The organism is Acetobacter musti (assembly GCF_011516835.1).
Lineage (GTDB): Bacteria > Pseudomonadota > Alphaproteobacteria > Acetobacterales > Acetobacteraceae > Acetobacter > Acetobacter musti.
The window spans coordinates 1-15964 of sequence record NZ_WOTB01000050.1 but is presented as its reverse complement, the minus strand read 5'-3'; the positions used below and the strand labels follow the sequence as shown (position 1 = coordinate 15964).

Genomic DNA, 15964 nt, shown 5'->3' with positions numbered 1-15964 from the left:
AAGGCATTGGGGTTCAATCAGCGCCCATTGGGCGTCCGTCAGCACAAAGCGTTCCATCAGAAGCTTGAATCATAACCCAAGCCTCATGTGAATCCCCACACGCCGTAGGCCATTTTTCCTCTGGTTCATGGGGTTCCGCTCATCGAAAAGCTCAAAGAACGAGGAATCACACCGGTTATCCCCTCAAGACAAATCGCATCTGTCCGCGAAAAACCCCATTTTTGATTTATAAAAAATGAAACATCATCGAACGGTTCTTCGCCAGACTGAAGCAGTTCAGAGGCATTACAACACGCTATGATAAGCTGAAATCAACCTTCCTCGCGACCATTCAGCTTGTCGCCGCAATTCTCGAACTTAACTGACGACACGTCCTAGGTTATAGGTTTCAACAAATCCATAGGAGAGTATAGTTTTCGGGAGTGTTGGACGTTTTGCTCAGGCGGTAATGGTCAGTCAGCAGTTACAGGTCTGCTGATGCGGGAGAAGACGAGGGCTGTTACGAGGCAGTAACCGAGGGCCATGACGGGCAGAATATATCTGGGGATGACGTAATTACTGTAGAGCGGGGCCAGAAGAACGGAAGAGAGGATGCCGCAGGCTGGTACTGTCAGGGCTGTGGAGCCTGAGACGATCAGTATTGCGGCTGACAGGGCGGTGAAGACCATCAGGAGGACGGGATACAGGCCGAGGCAGGATCTCAGAATCCAGGTCAGGCGGCTCATGCGTTCCGGGGTTTCCGCGTTGACGGGATCGAAGGGCAGCCAGGTGTTGAGGAAGCGGACGAAATCGGGTGGGAACGGTCGGTAGAGGCCGAGTTCGGTGTCGAAATCCCGGCGCCATTCATGCGGGCGGAAGTAATACCCCAGTGTTCTCAGATAGACGCCGGCGAAAGCAGCGGGATTTCTGAGAAAGGCGTGGCGGGTGATCCGGCCCATGACGGTGTTGACGGCAGGATTGTATTCATCGGTTGTGTGGCAGGACTTCATGACGACCTGACGCAGCCAGGTCGGGTCACTGCCCCAGACCTGAGCGAGGCGCAGGTGATAGTCTCCCAGCCGCATCAGGCGCATCTGCTCGTCCGTGACCGGGATTCCGGCTGCCCGGATATCTTCCGCCGCAATGGCCGGGGCGAATACGCCGGCGCTGAAGACGCCTGACAGGCGGTTGAGGAAAAACGGCTGTGGCAGGCGATCTCTGAAGATCAGTCCGTTTGCGCCGGTCAAAAGTCCGGCGGCCATGACCGGCACGAGGCAGGCCGTGAGGGCGCGGCGGGCGCCCGGTCTGTCCCTGCGCGCGAGGGCGCGGGCGGCGAACAGCAGGAGTGTCAGTGCCTCGATGGGGACGTAGGCGACACGGACGAACACCGCCAGCACGCCGGCCAGCGCGATGCCGGCCCATCGTCGCGGTGCTGGTTTTTGCGGGGTGTCGAGGATCGGTTTCAGCAGCGCCAGCCATGTGACGAAGCAGAGAGCGGCTGAAAAATCCGACATGTAAAAGCGCGCGTAGGTCGCGAGCAGCGGGTCACAGACTGCCAAGACGATGAAGACGGAGCGGGCCGGGCCGGTGGGGAGAAAAGTGCGGGCGAGAAAGGCGGCGACGGCGCACTGAAGCAGGACCTGCAGGACGATGTAGGCGTCCAGACTGTGTGTCAGGACGAGGAGGCCGTGCGTCATGAAGCCGAACAGCCAGGAGCGGTCGGGCGGAATCCAGGCGCCGGGCCAGGTCGAGAGATAGGAGACTGAATCTCCCAGCATGAAGTGGGGGTGGTTATCGAAGACCAGCGAGGCGAGGCCCAGGCAGAGGATCAGGAGGCGGGCTGTTGTGCCGGGGCTGTTTCGGAACACGCTGGGGGCTGGTCCTGCTGTGGGGATGTAGGAAGGAGATGTGCCAGAGCGAACGATAAGAGAACATCAAGACGACAAAGCCTAGCAGAAGATCCAATCTGATCATAACTGCTACCAAATAGAAATATGTGTGAATTTCTGAACAAGGAATCGTAGAGCCAGAAACAAACTATCATTTACTGGCTCTACCAGTTAAGAATTTTAACTCTTAATCATACTATATTTCATAAGAACTTTTTCAAATTCACTAACCGCAAATTCGTGACTTGCCTGATTTTTAGATAATTTTTGCGGATCAAATCTAGCCATATCTAAAACTAAGCGATACGCACCGGCAATTTCCTTAAGGTGTTCCTTAATAAAAATAGATGGATCTGTAGCCCAAACGATACGCTGCGCCTCAACCCTCATAAGTCCTTTTAAGCCATATACTAACGGCATAGTTAGACCATCAGGATAACTATAATGAACTGGTTTATTATAAAAATGAGTTCTAGGTTGAATAGAGACATAAGCACTCTTGTCTTTAGCCTCTTTTCTTTTTTCTGGGTTATAAATTTTTACAATATTATTGGAACCAAATCTATAGTTATTACCATTATATGCTTCAGGAAATTCTTCATAAATTTGATCATACAGAGATGGAAGTTTAGCCAAAATATCAAAACAACTCGACACAGTGTCATTCCTTAACTCATGCACTGGACCATCTTGTGGTACAGATACATTTTCGTTAAGCATCAATTTATCAAACTGCTTTGAGCACTCTCCCTTATTTCTATAAATATTTTGCGGAGAAACAGATATATCTATAGGCAAAAGCTTTTCTTCATTTGCCTTATTAAGGGGAATCCAAGCCAGTGCAATAATGTCTCTTACTTTAATTGGCCTAACGCCATCACAGTCCCACTCGTTACTTTTCCACTCAATTCTAGAAGCAAGTTTTTCATCAAGCCTATCTCTTATTTCAGTGTAAAAACCAAGTTTATTAGATTTCGTTTCTTGGGTTAACTGAGCGTTATTATTTCGTGCTGCACAGATGTCCAAAACAGACATTTCAAATTTCTGTACAGCAGCTTCATCTTCGGGATCAGATGGGACAAGAAGTTCAACAGGAACCAGAAAATCAAACTTCTCCTTCAATTTTTCCAAATCTTTTCTATATTTTTCCCATAAGTCTTTCATGTCTCCCCAAAGAGAAATTTTACTTATTTCATTTTTTGGAGCAACTTCCGAAAGCATATATATACCAATGGCCAGCATATTATGGCCACCATCTAAAATACCTTCCGAATCTGGATGCAAAAAATTCAATTCGAACCGGTTACGTTGAAGACTTTCGTAGGAGGAGGTACCTATCAAAATTCCTTTTGATTTAAACGGGAATAATTCAGGTGTATCATCAAGCGAATACAGTATAGCATTCGTAACATTACCAACTTTTGCAGCACGCGGATTGGCTTCAAGTGATACGTGATCAAACAAGGGATAAAGGTCTCGCCCACGGACAAAACCCGTATATCTTTTTATTCCTGAAATAGAATTTTCTTGATTAACAGAAGATAATCGCTCTTCTTCACGTTCATTAGGCTGCTCTGCTACAAGTGCAAACCGAATAATAATTTTTGGCGCTTGAGCCATCTTCAGTCCTTCAAAAGCTGAAGAGACTGGCTTCGAAAAATCTCACAACACAACGTTGCACAGCTTAAGCTACGCTTCATTCATGTTATATATCACTTTTCAGCGACACACGACTACCGAAACCATTCTCAGGTTTTTTTTCAGCCTCTATCCAGAGGCAATCCGTCGATACCGCTCATAGGCCTAGCATGTCAATAATTAAATATTTCCTTTTCACTTCCACTCAATCAGATATATTCCGATACTTCAAACAGGGGGCCGATGAAAAATATCATCAAATATTTTTGTAAAAATTAAATAAATAACAAGTTTGTATATAATAAATTAATGTAAATCACTCCAGAAATCTATCTATCTATTTGTATATTATGTCGAATAAATAATTAACTTACATTTCCCTTTATAGACGGTGGAACAGGGCCGCCGGTGGCCCAGTCGAGGAGTTCGACGGTGTGGACGAAGGGGATACCGGCTTCGTCAGCGAGCTGGGTGATGCAGCCTATATTGCCGCTGGCGGCGATCTGGGCGTGGACGGATTTCAGGTTTTTCAGTTTACGGTCTTTGAGCTGGTTGGCGATTTCGGGCTGGAGGAGGTTGTAGGTGCCGGCGGAGCCGCAGCAGAGGTAGCCTTCGGGGACATCCAGCACTTCAAAGCCGGCGTCTTTGAGCAGGGCCTTGGGCTGCACGGTGATGCGCTGGCCGTGCTGCATGGAGCAGGCGGAGTGGTAGACGACACGCTGGCCGGTTTCGATGACGGGTTTGCTGAGGCCGATATCGGTCATGAACTCGGTGATGTCTTTGGCCAGGGCGCTGACGCGGGCGGCTTTTGCGGCCCAGGCGGGGTCGTTGCGCAGGGCGTGGCCGTAGGCTTTGACGGAGGTGCCGCAGCCTGAGGCGTTGATGACGATGGCGTCGAGGCCTTCGGGGCTGTCGGCTTCGCGGAGCCAGGCGTTGATATTAGCTTTGACGTAGGGGAGCGCCTTGTCTTCGTCGCCCATGTGTTCGGCAGGGGCGCCGCAGCAGCCGGCGCCGCGTGCGACGACGACATCGACGCCGTGGCGGTTGAGAAGGCGGACGGTGGCGTCGTTGATGGCGGGATCGAGAGTGTTCTGGACGCAGCCGGTGAGAAGGGCGACGCGTTTTTTGCGCTGACCTTTTGCGGCGTAGACGCCGGGTCTGTTGATTTTACCTTTACCGGGCAGCGGATTTTTCGGGACCATGTCGAGCATGGCGCGGATGGTGCCGGAGAAGAGGCCGCGGAAGGGTCGGCCGAGTTTGCCGGCGTAGAGGGAGAGGCGGAAGAGTTCCGGCCGGGGGAGCAGCATTTCCAGGGTGGAACGGATGGTGCGCTGCCAGGGGGAGCGTTTGTAGTTCGCCTCGACATATTCGCGGGCGTGACCGATGAGTTTTGAATATTCGACGCCGGAGGGGCAGATGGCTTCGCAGGCGAGGCAGGTCAGGCAGCGGTCGAGATGTTCGACGGTTTTCGCGTCCGGGGCGCCGCCGGTTTCGTACATGTCCTTGATGAGGAAGATACGGCCGCGGGGGCTGTCGTTTTCGTTGTGGATGACGGTGTAGGTCGGGCAGTGGGAAAGGCAGACGCCGCAATGGACGCAGTTGCCGATGATGTCGCCGGAGAGGGCGATGTCGGGGTTGGCGAGCAGTTTCTGCGGGATGTGGCTGAGCATGGTGTCGGCCTCTGGTTACTGGTGTGCAGGGGAGCGGGCTGGTGCTTTCCGGGGCTTTGCCCCGCACCCCACAAAGGGACGCGGTCCCTTTGATCCCGGTTTATTAAACATAACGGTTTCCAAAGGTCCGCGACCTTTGGCGGGTTTCAGGGCAGAGCCCTGAGGACTGGTCTTCATGCGACGGTCATCCGGCCGGGGCTGAACAGGCCCATCGGGTCGAAGGCGGCGCGGACGCGTGTGGACAGGGCGGCGACGGCGTCTGAGGCGGGCGGGAAGGCTCCCTGGCTGCGCCGGAGGGCGTCCGGGGCGCGGATGAGGGTGGCGTGACCGCCGCAGGCTTTCGCGAGGGCGCGGAAGCGGGAGACGGCGTCATCGGTGGCGGTGTCCGGCTTTGTTGTGCAGAAGATTTCCGCGCCGCCCCAGTCGGTGAAGCAGCGGGAGAGGCCGCCGCGCTGGCGGGCGACGTCGATGAAGCCCCTCGCCTGCGAGACCGGGAGGTTGATGCGCCAGATGAGTTCGTCGGGGGCGGCGCTGAGGGGTTCGAGTTCGCGGATGGTGGTCCAGAAGGCGGCGCTGTCCTTGTCGTCGAGCGTGGCGGCGACGGGCCGGTCTATGCGGCGGGTGAGTTCGGCGACGTGTTCCGCGACGCCTTCCTGCATGCCCTCGATACGGAAAGCGAGCTGCCAGCCCTGCGGGGTTTCCAGACGGACGGCGCCGCTGACGGCGATGGGCGCGCGGAGGATTTCGGCGGTTCTGACGAGGTCGGCGTCGAGATCCGTGGCGTCGAACAGGAGGGTCTGTTCGCGGGGCGGCGCGGGCCAGAGTTTGAGGGTCAGGGAGGTGAGCGCGGCGATGGTGCCGAAGGAGCCGATCATGAGTTTGCTGACGTCGTAGCCGGTGACGTTTTTGACGGTGCGGCCGCCGGCGACGAAGTGTTCGCCCTGCCCGTTCACGCCCTGGATGCCGAGGATGTAATCGCGGGCGGCGCCGGTGAAGAGGCGGCGGGGGCCGGAGAGGGCTGAGGCCATGGTGCCGCCGATGGTGGCGCGGGCGGGGTCGGTGCCGTAGAGGCCGGTCCAGAAGGGGGGCTCGAAGGGCAGGTACTGGCCGCGGGCGGCGATGGTGGCCCGGAGGGTCTGCATGGTGACGCCGGGGCCGAGGCGGATGACGAGTTCTTCGGGTTCGTAGAATTCGATCTGGTCGAGGCCGCCGAGTTCCAGGGTGGCGTCGGCTTTAACGGGGTTGCCGTAGCCGGTGCGGGTGCCGTTGCCTCTGATGTCGAGCTTATGGCCGTTCAGGATGGCGTCTTTCACGACGGAGGCGACGTCTTCGGGTTTTGTCGGGCGCATGGCGGTGGCGGCTGTTTTCTGTGCTGTTTCTGACATGGTTTTCGGTCCTTCTCAGAAACGCGGCACATCGGGGAAGCGGAGCTGTCCGTTATGGACGTGCATGCGGCCGAATTCGGCGCAGCGGCAGGGGGTCGGGAACATCTTGCCGGGGTTGAGGAGTTCGGTGGGGTCGAAGGCGCAGCGGAGGGTCTGCTGCTGTTCGAGGTCGATGGCTGAGAACTGATGCGGCATGAGGTCGCGTTTTTCGACGCCGATGCCGTGTTCGCCGCTGAGGACGCCGCCGACATCGACGCAGGTGCGGAGCACGTCGGCGCCGAATTCCTCGGCTTTTTCGAGGTCACCGGGGATGCGGGAGTCGTACATGATGATGGGGTGGAGGTTGCCGTCTCCGGCGTGGAAGCAGTTGGCGTAGTTCAGGCCGTATTTCTTGGAGAATTCGGCCATTTTCGCGAGGACGTCCGGGAGGCGGTTCCGGGGGATGGTGCCGTCCGTGCAGTAATAGTCGCGACAGAGTTTGCCGATGGCGGCGAAGGCGAGTTTACGGCTGCGCCAGATGCGCTCGCGCTCGGCGTCGGAGTTGCTGGCGCGGACTTCGATGGCGCCTTCCTTGTTTGCGATGGCGGTGACGGCCTGCACGAGGGCGTCGACTTCGGCCTTGCTGCCGTCAAGTTCGCAGATCAGGAGGGCGGCGGTGTTGCTGTCGAAGGTTTCCTGGATGAGGGGGGCGACGGCGTCGAGAACTTTGCGGTCCATGAATTCCAGGCCGGCGGGGATGATGCCGCTGCCGATGATGGCGCCGACGCAGTGGCAGGCGGCGTCCACGGAGGAGAAGCTCATGGAAAGGACGCGGGCCATTTCCGGTTTCGGGACGAGGCGGACGGTGATTTCGGTGATGACGGCGAGGAGGCCCTCGGAGCCGGTGAGGACGCCGATGAGGTCGAGGCCGCCTTCGGCCGCGCCGAGGTAATCGCCGCCGAGGCGGAGGATATCGCCGTTCATGAGGACGGCTTCGAGGCCGAGGATGTGGTTGGCGGTGACGCCGTATTTCAGGCAGTGCACGCCGCCGGCGTTTTCGGCGACGTTGCCGCCGATGGTTGAGATGATCTGGCTGGAGGGATCGGGCATGTAGCAGAGGCCGTGCGGGCTGGCGGCTTCGCTGACGGTGATGTTACGGGCGCCGGGCTGGACGCGGGCGATGCGTTCGAGAGGGTCGACTTCCACGATGTTACAGAGGCGCGCGGTGCCGAGGATGATGCCGTCCAGGACGGGGAGTGCGCCGCCGGAGAGGGAGGTTCCGGAGCCACGGGGGACGATTTTGACGCCGTTTTCCTTACAAAACAGGAGGACGCGGCGGATTTCGTCGGCTGAGGCGGGGAGGACGACGAGGAGCGGCATAGCCATGTAGGCGGTGATGCCGTCGCACTGGTAGGGGGCGCGTTCGGACTCTTCGGAGACGACCCATTCCTGGCCGACGATGGCGCGCAGGCCGGCGGCGAGCTGCTCGCGGCGGGCGATGATGGCCGGGTCGGCGGGGGGCATCTGCATGGTCATCGGCTCTGGCTCCCGTGTCTGGCGACGCGGTGACCGTGTGGCGGGCCTGCGTCCTGACATACTGAATCGTTATGTCTTTACGGCGTTTTGTACGATGTTGAGAATACCCCTCTGGCTGGGAGGTGCCGAGGGCTGTGTGGTGCATGGCAGGCTCACACCGTTGATTGGGGTGGTTTGGAATGGAATGGCAGCGGGCGGTTGATCTGCGTCGGTTACGGTATTTTGTGGCGGTGGCGGAGTGCGGCAGTTTCACGAAGGCGGCGGGGATTCTGGGGATGGAGCAGCCGCCGCTGAGTCAGCAGATCCGGCAGTTTGAGGGGGATCTGGGCGTGGCGTTGTTTCAGCGCCAGACGAGGGGGGTTGTGCTGACGGATATTGGCGCGGCGCTGCTGGAGCAGGCGCGGACGATTCTGGCGTTGTCGGAAGAGTTTGTGGCGGTGGCGAGCGGAATGGCGCGGGGTGAGCGGGGGCATTTGCGGGTCGGGCTGGCGGGGGCGGTTTCGATGCTGCCGATCATCCCTTCCACGATCAGGAGATTTCGTGAGGCGTTGCCGGAGGTTGTGGTGTCTTTTGAGGAGAGCAACACCCCTGCCCTGTCGGCGGCTCTGCATGAGCGTCGGGTGGATGTGGCGATTGTGCGTCCTCCTGTCACGGATGATCGGGATCTGGCGATTTATCCGCTGCTGGATGAGCCGACGGTGGCGGCGCTGCCGAGCGGGCATGAACATGCGGCGGACGGGGCGATCCGTCTGTCGATGCTGGAGGCGGAGCCGCTGATTATCTTTCCACGTGAGCTGGGGCCGGGTTTTCACGATGCGATTCTGTCCGCGTGTCAGAATGCGGGGTTTACACCACGGATGGGGCAGCAGGCGCCGCAGATTGCGGCGACGGTTCCGCTGGTGGCGGCGGGGCTCGGGGTTTCGGTGGTGCCGCAGTCCCTGTCGCAGATTCATGCGGGGGGTGTGACGTTTCATCCGATCGAGGAGCCGGCGCCGAAGGCGTCGCTGGCGATTGCGGTGCTGCGGGGACGGCATGCGCCGCTGGTGACGCGGTTTGTGGCGGCGTTGCGGGAGGCGTGCCGGGAGTGGGAGGCGGAGGGGTGACGGAGGCTGCTGCGCCTGTTCTTTATAGTTTCCGGCGGTGTCCTTATGCGATGCGGGCGCGGATGGGGTTGCTGGTGAGCGGGGTCCGGGCTGAGGTCCGGGAGGTTCTGCTGCGGAAGAAGCCTGCGGCGATGCTGGCGGCTTCGCCGAAGGGGACGGTTCCGGTTCTGGTGCTGCCTGACGCGGAAGTGATCGATGAGAGTCTGGATGTGATGCGGTGGGCGCTTGGGCAGAGCGATCCGGAGGGATGGCTTGAGGGCGCGGATTTCGGGCTGATCGGGGCGTGTGACGGGGCGTTTAAGTTTCATCTCGATCGGTACAAGTATTTTACGCGGTATGGGTGTGATCCGCTGGAGCATCGGGCAGCGGGGGTTCGGTTTCTGGAGGGGCTTGAGGCCCGGCTGGCGGGTGGGTTTCTGTGCGGGACGCGGTTTGGGCTGACAGATGCGGCGGTGGCGCCGTTTGTGCGGCAGTTTGCCGGGGTGGACCGGGCGTGGTTTGATGAACTGCCTCTGCCGCGTGTGCGGGGGTGGCTGGAGAGGTTTGTGGGCTCGGCGCTGTTTGCGCGGGCGATGTGCCGGTATGCGCCATGGCGGGCTGGCGATGCGCCGGTTTTTCCGGACTGAGGAGAGTGGTACTTATGAGTTTTCGTCATGCGCTGCTGGCTATGGTGCCGTTTGTGATGTGTGCGGCGCCGGGGGTGGTGCGGGCGGCGGAGCCCTGGGCGCCAATTGATCCGGCGCGGATGTCGGCGGCGATAAAGGTTCTGGCGTCTCCGGCGTTCGAGGGGCGGTCTCCGGCGACGGCGGGCGAAGAGAAGTCGGTTGAGTGGATTATCGCGCAGTATAAGGCGATCGGGCTGGAGCCGGCGGGCGAGAATGGTGGCTGGACGCAGACGGTGCCGTTGCTGCGGACGCGGATCGGGGAGCCGGCGCGGCTTGAAGTGAGCATGAACGGCTCGTCGACACCGCTGGCGGTTCGGAAAGATATTTATGTTTTCACGCTTTCACCGGAGGAGCGTATCCGGATCGATGCGGCGCCGATGGTGTTTGTGGGGTATGGCGTTCATGCGCCGGAGCGGAAGTGGGATGATTTCAAGGGCGTTGATCTGAAGGGCAAGGTTGCTGTTTTTCTTGTCAACGATCCGGATTTCTCCGCGGCGCCGGGCGAGCCGGTCGCGGGGAAGTTCGGTGGCCGGACGATGACGTATTACGGGCGCTGGACCTACAAGTATGAAGAGGCGGCGCGACGCGGGGCGGTGGCGGCGCTGATCGTTCATGACACGCCGGGGGCGTCTTATCCGTGGTCGACGGTGATTGCGCCGGGTGGCGAGGCATTTGACATTGTTCGTGATGAGGGTGCGGAGAAGCCGGTTCCGCTGATGGGCTGGCTCGAGGGTGATGCGGCGGCGCGGCTGTTTGCGCGGGCCGGGCTGGATCTGGGGGCTCTGCGTGTGCAGGCGCGTGATCCGGACTTTAAGCCGGTGCCTCTGAAGGGCATGGGGCTGACGGCGGATGTGCCGGTTTCGGTGGCGCGGCTGCAGAGCCGGAATGTGCTTGGGAAGATCACGGGGACGAAATATCCTGATGAGACCGTGATGTACGGGGCGCACTGGGATGCGTTCGGCATGAGCAAAGATGCGTCCGGCAAGACAGTGATGCGGCCCGGGGCGATTGATGACGGGTCGGGGATTGCGGCGGTTCTGGAGATCGCGCGGGCGTTCCGTGCGGGTCCGGCGCCGGAGCGGACGGTGATGTTTGCGGCGTGGACGGCGGAGGAGCGTGGGCTGCTGGGGTCTTCGTGGTATGCGGCGCATCCTCTGGCGCCGCTTGCGAAAACGGCAGCGAATTTCACGATCGATGTGCTGCAGACGGCGGGGCCGGCGCATAATGCGTTTGTGATCGGGGCCGGTCAGGACACGCTGCAGGACGATCTGGTGGTTGCGGCACGGCGTCAGGGGCGTGTTGTGGAGCCTGAGGCGAAACCAGAGCGCGGGGCGTTTTACCGGGCGGATCATCTGCCGTTCGCGCGGGCCGGAGTTCCGGTTGTGGCGGTGATGGATATGGCGGGCGATTACGATCTGGTGGCGGGCGGGGTTCCGGCCGGGGATGCGTGGCTGCAGGCTTACATGAAATGTTATCATCAGGCCTGCGACGCCTGGAGCGCGGGCTGGGATCTGCGCGGGGCGGCGGAGGATGCGGCTCTGGTTTACGCGGTGGGACGGAAAGTGGCGTTTTCGCATCAATGGCCGCAGTGGAAGGCGGGATCGGAATTTGCTGCTGTACGGGCGGCGACGGCGAAGGAGCGTGGCGGGAAGTGATCCGGGCCGCCGGAGCGGAGGCTGCCGGCACTGCGTGACGGGCCTGACGGGATGCTCCTGAGGCGGAGGCTTACCAGACGGCTTCGGACGGCTCGGATTACAGATCTGCTGACAGGTTCATCAGTTCCGGAGCTGTAGTGGCGCGCAGTCTTGCGGCGTCGCGGGCTGGCGGGGTGCCGAAGAGGCGGCGGTAGTCGCGGCTGAACTGGGAGGGGCTTTCGTAGCCGACAGCGAAACCGGCTTCGGCGGCGTCTTCCCCGTCCGTGATCAGGCGTTTTCTGGCTTCCTGCAGGCGGATGCGGGTGCGGTATTGCAGCGGGCTCAGCATGGTGACGGCGCGGAAGTGGCGGTAGAAAGAAGGCGTGCTCATACCGGCGATTTTCGCGACGGTGTCGATGTCGAAATTTTCGGCGTAATGGGTGCGTATCCAGGCGATGGCGCGGCTGATCTGAGAAAGATAGCTGTCTGCGAGGGCGATTTGCCGGACGAGGGCGCCCTGCTCTCCCCGGATGAGGCGCCAGGCGATTTCCTTTCTGATCAGCGGCGCGAGGACGGGGATGTCGTCCGGAGTGTCGAGCAGGGCCACGAGGCGGGAGACGGGGCAGAGCAGGTCTTCGGTGAGGGTGCTGACGGCGAGGCCGGCGCCTGTACGGAGATCGGGCCGGGGGTTGTGCGGGCTGGTGGTGAGGAGGAGCGTGGCGATGTCGCCGGGGTCGAGATCGAGGCTCAGGGAGAGATAGGGTTCATCGGCGCTGGCCTTTGTAACGCAGCCGGTGACGGGGAGATCGACTGTGGCGATCAGGTATTTTTCGGCGTCGTAGGTGAAGACGCGGCTGCCGACGGTGACCTGTTTGCTACCCTGGACGATGATGCAGAGCCGGGGGTGATAGATGCAGTCGATCGGCATGGTCTGGCATTCGGCGTGGAACAGGGTCAGGCCGGGCAACAGAGTCTGGGTATGGGGTTCTGTGGCGTGACGGAGGATGCTGTCGCGGAGAACGGAAAGGTGTGGTCGCATCGGTCAGGGCTTTCGGGGCTGCGGCGGTGGTGGTGTGTGACGGACTCAGGAATTGTCGGGATGAGAAGGGGGTCTCTTCGGGATCGTCTCCGGTTTTGTGATCTGGTCTGGGGAACAGTGCTGCCGTGAGGCGTGAGGGAGGTCTTTTCGCCAGGCGGGTGTGGTGTCGCCCTGCCCTTCCGTGGTGATGAAGGGGCCGGACGGGTGGATGCCGGCTTCTGGGCGACCGCGTTTGTCTCGTCGCTCCGGTCTGTCATGATCATATAATCAGCGGGTCTGGCCGGGGCGTCGCGGTGGGGCGTCTGGCGTGGTCCTGGAGGATGTCTGGCAGCGCGTTCATGAGGATCAGGACAATCACGGAGCGGGCGGGCTGTAAAGCAGGATCGGCGGCGGTTTGCCGGTCTGTGATTGAATCGGGCAAGAACGGGATTGGATTTCGCTACCGGCTCTGAGGAGATGGTGGCATTTCTGGCGGCCGGGATTGATCCGCCGTTTCGTGTGCTGACCGGATTGTTCAGGACCGGCGCGGGATGCGGCGATTTCCGAGGAAGGGAACGACCATGAAATACAATCCTCTGGGTCAGACGGGGCTGCTGGTTTCCGAGCTGTGTCTGGGCACCATGACCTTTGGTGGCGGTGGCGGCATATGGGAGCAGATCGGTGATCTGCAGCAGGCGGCGGCGGATACTCTGGTGCGGACTGCGCTTGATGCGGGCATCAATTTTATCGACACGGCGAATGTGTATGCGGGTGGTCTGTCTGAGCGGATCACCGGGCAGGCTCTGAAGAATCTGGGCGTTGCGCGGGACGATGTGGTTGTGGCGACGAAGGTTCTGGGGCCGATGGGCGACGGGCCGAATGCGCGGGGGGCGTCGCGGGCGCATATTCTGGCGCAGGCGCGGGCCAGTCTGAAGCGGTTACAGCTTGATCACATCGACCTTTATCAGATTCACGGGGTCGATCCGCTGACGCCGGTCGAGGAGACGATGGAGGCGCTGGACACGCTCGTTCGCAGTGGCGACGTGCGGTATGTGGGCGTGTCGAACTGGGCGGCGTGGCAGATTACGAAGGCGCTCGGCATTGCGGAGCGGAAGAATCTGGCGCCGCTGCGGTCTTTGCAGGCGTATTACACGATTGCGGGCCGGGATCTGGAGCGGGAGCTGGTGCCGATGCTGCTGTCCGAGAAGGTCGGACTGATGGTGTGGAGTCCGCTGGCGGGAGGGCTTCTGTCGGGGAAATATCATCGGGACGGGACATCAGTTTCCGGTGACGGGCGGCGGGCGAATTTCGATTTTCCGCCGGTGAACCGGGACCGGGCGTTCGATGTGATCGATGCGATGCGGCCGGTGGCAGAGGCGCGCGGATGCAGTGTGGCGCAGGTGGCGCTGGCCTGGCTGCTGCATCAGCAGGTGGTGACCAGCGTGATTATCGGGGCGCGGACGCCGGAGCAGCTTTCGGATAATATCGCGGCGAAATCGGTGATTTTGACGGATGAGGAGCTGGCGGCGCTGGATAAGGTGAGTGCGTTGCCGCCGGAATATCCGGGCTGGATGATTGAGCGGCAGTCGGCGTATCGCGCTGGCGGTGTGGCTGGCGCGCCGCCAAAAAATTCATGAACGGACAGGAAGGAAGCGGGATTATGTTTGCATGTGTGGGATATGCCGCGACGGCGGCGGATGCGCCTCTGAAGCCGTTTGCGTTCGAACGCCGGGATGTCGGACCGGAGGATGTGCGGATCGACATTCTTTATTGCGGGGTCTGTCATTCCGATCTTCATCAGGCGCGCAATGAGTGGAAGAACACGATTTATCCCTGTGTGCCGGGGCATGAGATTGTTGGCCGGGTTGCGGAAACCGGATCATGGGTTTCGAAATTCAGGAAGGGCGATCTGGTCGGGGTTGGCTGTCTGGTTGATTCCTGCCGGGAATGTGCGAGCTGTAAGGACGGGCTGGAGCAGTATTGCGAGGTCGGGTTTGTCGGCACGTATAATGGCGAGGACCGGCACGGGCGCGGGATCACGTTTGGCGGCTATTCGCGGGCGGTTGTCGTGGATCAGAGCTTTGTCCTGAAGGTTCCGGAGACGCTCGATCCGGCTGCCGCGGCGCCGCTGCTGTGCGCGGGAATTACGACGTGGTCGCCGCTGCGGCACTGGAAGGTCGGGCCGGAGCAGCGGGTTGGCATTGTCGGCCTGGGCGGGCTTGGCCATATGGGCGTGAAGTTTGCGAAGGCGCTCGGGGCGGAAGTGGTGCTGTTCACGACGTCTCAGAGCAAGGTCGCCGATGGCATCCGGCTGGGGGCGCATGAGGTGGTGCTGTCGAAAGATCCTGACGCGATGGCGAAGGAACGCGGGCGGTTCGATTTCATTCTCGATGCGGTCGCGGCGAATCATGACATCAATGCGTATCTGGATCTTCTGAAGCGTGACGGGACGCTGGTGCAGGTTGGCGCGCCGGAGACGCCGCTGCCGGTTTCGGTGTTCAGTCTGCTGATGAAGCGGCGGAATTTCGCCGGCTCGCTGATCGGGGGGATTGCCGAAACGCAGGAGATGCTGGATTTCTGCGGGAAGCACGGGATTACGTCGGATATCGAGATGATCCGGATGGATGAGATCGAGGGAGCGTATGAGCGGATGCTGCGGTCGGACGTGAAGTATCGGTTTGTGATCGATATGGCGTCGATGCCGGAAACGGTGTGAGGCTGGCGGGTTAAAAGGCTTAAGGACACAAAAGTCTCTGAAAAAATAATAAAAGTTTTGGGGCCACCTTTTTCCAAAAAGGTGGCGTCTTCTGAAGCTTTTTGAAAAAAGGTTCTTTATAACTAACCGGAGATTTCACGGGCAGGCTTTTGAAACAGTCTCCGGGGAATGTTATGCATTTTTCACGAGCCTCCTGCATCGTATTGCCCATTCATAAAGACGGTTCGACAATCCGGCGACGGGGCACAAGCCCGAAAAGCGTCTTTCGAAAATTCAAAGAGCTTGCGACCAGCTACGGCAGACAGTGGATGCCGGGTGTCCTATATGGGTCAGCAGGCTATACCGCGCCATTTCGTGGTGGTTCTCAGCGGTAAACGGCTCACAGAACCGCTCTTCGCATTCTTTCTCGGAGACGAAATAGGCATTCACACCCTGCAGATCGCACCCCACTAGTGACGCCTGTTTCTGACGACCGATCAGTTCCATGGTCTTCAGCCCAGCACCAAAAATTTGTACCGTCCCATGTTTGGGAAGGTTCATACGGGACTTCAAGAGCGACAGAAGGTGGGATTGAGGCATTATATTCGATGCAGTAGACGCGAGCAGTTCTGTTCATAGCGCGCCAGATATGACTTGTGTTGTACGGCGTGTGGGGATTCACATGAGGCTTGGGTTATGATTCAAGCTTCTGATGGAACGCTTTGTGCTGACGGACGCCCAATGGGCGCTGATTGAACCCCAATGCCTTGGCA

General features: G+C 59.6%; 12 protein-coding genes and 1 pseudogene. 6 read left to right on the top strand and 7 right to left on the bottom strand.

Annotated features, from left to right (window positions below):
- Positions 1–239 precede the first annotated feature (239 nt).
- Positions 240–365, top strand: a pseudogene (locus tag GOB93_RS19475) (transposase); the annotation flags it as partial.
- An 87-nt stretch (positions 366–452) separates the two neighbouring features.
- Here the strand turns inward: GOB93_RS19475 and GOB93_RS19470 are convergent.
- From GOB93_RS19470 to GOB93_RS19450, 5 genes are all read right to left on the bottom strand, one after another.
- A complete protein-coding gene (locus tag GOB93_RS19470; RefSeq protein WP_173585079.1) occupies positions 453–1847 on the bottom strand; it encodes a hypothetical protein in 1395 nt (464 codons plus the stop codon).
- Positions 1848–2048: 201 nt separating this feature from the next.
- On the bottom strand, positions 2049–3488 hold the full coding sequence (locus tag GOB93_RS19465; protein WP_173585078.1) for a hypothetical protein: 1440 nt from the start codon (positions 3486–3488) through the stop codon (positions 2049–2051).
- A 383-nt stretch (positions 3489–3871) separates the two neighbouring features.
- Positions 3872–5176 (bottom strand): glycolate oxidase subunit GlcF, encoded by a 1305-nt coding sequence (glcF, locus tag GOB93_RS19460; protein WP_173585077.1) that lies wholly within the window; start codon positions 5174–5176, stop codon positions 3872–3874.
- 173 nt (positions 5177–5349) lie between these two features.
- Complete coding sequence (locus GOB93_RS19455) at positions 5350–6561, bottom strand: FAD-binding protein (RefSeq protein ID WP_242010937.1); 1212 nt, start codon at positions 6559–6561, stop codon at positions 5350–5352.
- Between the two features lie 15 nt (positions 6562–6576).
- The gene (locus GOB93_RS19450; RefSeq protein ID WP_456304269.1) at positions 6577–8076 is read right to left on the bottom strand and encodes an FAD-linked oxidase C-terminal domain-containing protein; all 1500 of its coding nucleotides are present in this window, start codon (positions 8074–8076) and stop codon (positions 6577–6579) included.
- 179 nt (positions 8077–8255) lie between these two features.
- On the opposite strand from GOB93_RS19450, the gene GOB93_RS19445 reads away from it, so the two are divergent.
- Genes GOB93_RS19445 through GOB93_RS19435 form a run of 3 tightly spaced genes read left to right on the top strand, consistent with a single transcriptional unit; the run spans position 8256 to position 11499 of the window.
- Positions 8256–9179, top strand: coding sequence for a LysR family transcriptional regulator (locus GOB93_RS19445; RefSeq protein WP_173585076.1), 924 nt, complete (start codon positions 8256–8258; stop codon positions 9177–9179).
- A complete protein-coding gene (locus tag GOB93_RS19440; RefSeq protein ID WP_338422420.1) occupies positions 9176–9805 on the top strand; it encodes a glutathione S-transferase in 630 nt (209 codons plus the stop codon). Before GOB93_RS19445 ends, GOB93_RS19440 begins: the two co-directional genes overlap by 4 nt.
- Before the next feature lie 41 nt (positions 9806–9846).
- A complete protein-coding gene (locus GOB93_RS19435; RefSeq protein ID WP_242010938.1) occupies positions 9847–11499 on the top strand; it encodes a M28 family metallopeptidase in 1653 nt (550 codons plus the stop codon).
- A 97-nt stretch (positions 11500–11596) separates the two neighbouring features.
- Here GOB93_RS19435 and GOB93_RS19430 read toward each other — a convergent pair whose 3' ends face one another.
- Complete coding sequence (locus tag GOB93_RS19430) at positions 11597–12517, bottom strand: AraC family transcriptional regulator (protein ID WP_173585074.1); 921 nt, start codon at positions 12515–12517, stop codon at positions 11597–11599.
- Between the two features lie 560 nt (positions 12518–13077).
- Between GOB93_RS19430 and GOB93_RS19425 the strand changes: the two genes are divergently transcribed.
- Positions 13078–14133, top strand: a complete 1056-nt coding sequence (locus GOB93_RS19425) for an aldo/keto reductase (protein ID WP_173585073.1) — start codon at positions 13078–13080, stop codon at positions 14131–14133.
- A 23-nt stretch (positions 14134–14156) separates the two neighbouring features.
- Positions 14157–15212, top strand: a complete 1056-nt coding sequence (locus GOB93_RS19420) for an NAD(P)-dependent alcohol dehydrogenase (RefSeq protein ID WP_173585072.1) — start codon at positions 14157–14159, stop codon at positions 15210–15212.
- 273 nt (positions 15213–15485) lie between these two features.
- Here GOB93_RS19420 and GOB93_RS19415 read toward each other — a convergent pair whose 3' ends face one another.
- Positions 15486–15698, bottom strand: coding sequence for a hypothetical protein (locus GOB93_RS19415; protein ID WP_173585071.1), 213 nt, complete (start codon positions 15696–15698; stop codon positions 15486–15488).
- Positions 15699–15964: the final 266 nt, after the last annotated feature.

Excerpts from the sequence above, each read along its gene's own strand:
- GOB93_RS19465 (WP_173585078.1), bottom strand. The coding sequence starts at position 3,488 with ATGGCTCAAGCGCCAAAAATTATTATTCGGTTTGCACTTGTAGCAGAG.
- glcF (WP_173585077.1), bottom strand. The coding sequence starts at position 5,176 with ATGCTCAGCCACATCCCGCAGAAACTGCTCGCCAACCCCGACATCGCC.
- GOB93_RS19455 (WP_242010937.1), bottom strand. The coding sequence starts at position 6,561 with ATGTCAGAAACAGCACAGAAAACAGCCGCCACCGCCATGCGCCCGACA.
- GOB93_RS19450 (WP_456304269.1), bottom strand. The coding sequence starts at position 8,076 with ATGACCATGCAGATGCCCCCCGCCGACCCGGCCATCATCGCCCGCCGC.
- GOB93_RS19445 (WP_173585076.1), top strand. The coding sequence starts at position 8,256 with ATGGAATGGCAGCGGGCGGTTGATCTGCGTCGGTTACGGTATTTTGTG.
- GOB93_RS19435 (WP_242010938.1), top strand. The coding sequence starts at position 9,847 with ATGGTGCCGTTTGTGATGTGTGCGGCGCCGGGGGTGGTGCGGGCGGCG.
- GOB93_RS19430 (WP_173585074.1), bottom strand. The coding sequence starts at position 12,517 with ATGCGACCACACCTTTCCGTTCTCCGCGACAGCATCCTCCGTCACGCC.
- GOB93_RS19425 (WP_173585073.1), top strand. The coding sequence starts at position 13,078 with ATGAAATACAATCCTCTGGGTCAGACGGGGCTGCTGGTTTCCGAGCTG.
- GOB93_RS19420 (WP_173585072.1), top strand. The coding sequence starts at position 14,157 with ATGTTTGCATGTGTGGGATATGCCGCGACGGCGGCGGATGCGCCTCTG.
- GOB93_RS19415 (WP_173585071.1), bottom strand. The coding sequence starts at position 15,698 with ATGGAACTGATCGGTCGTCAGAAACAGGCGTCACTAGTGGGGTGCGAT.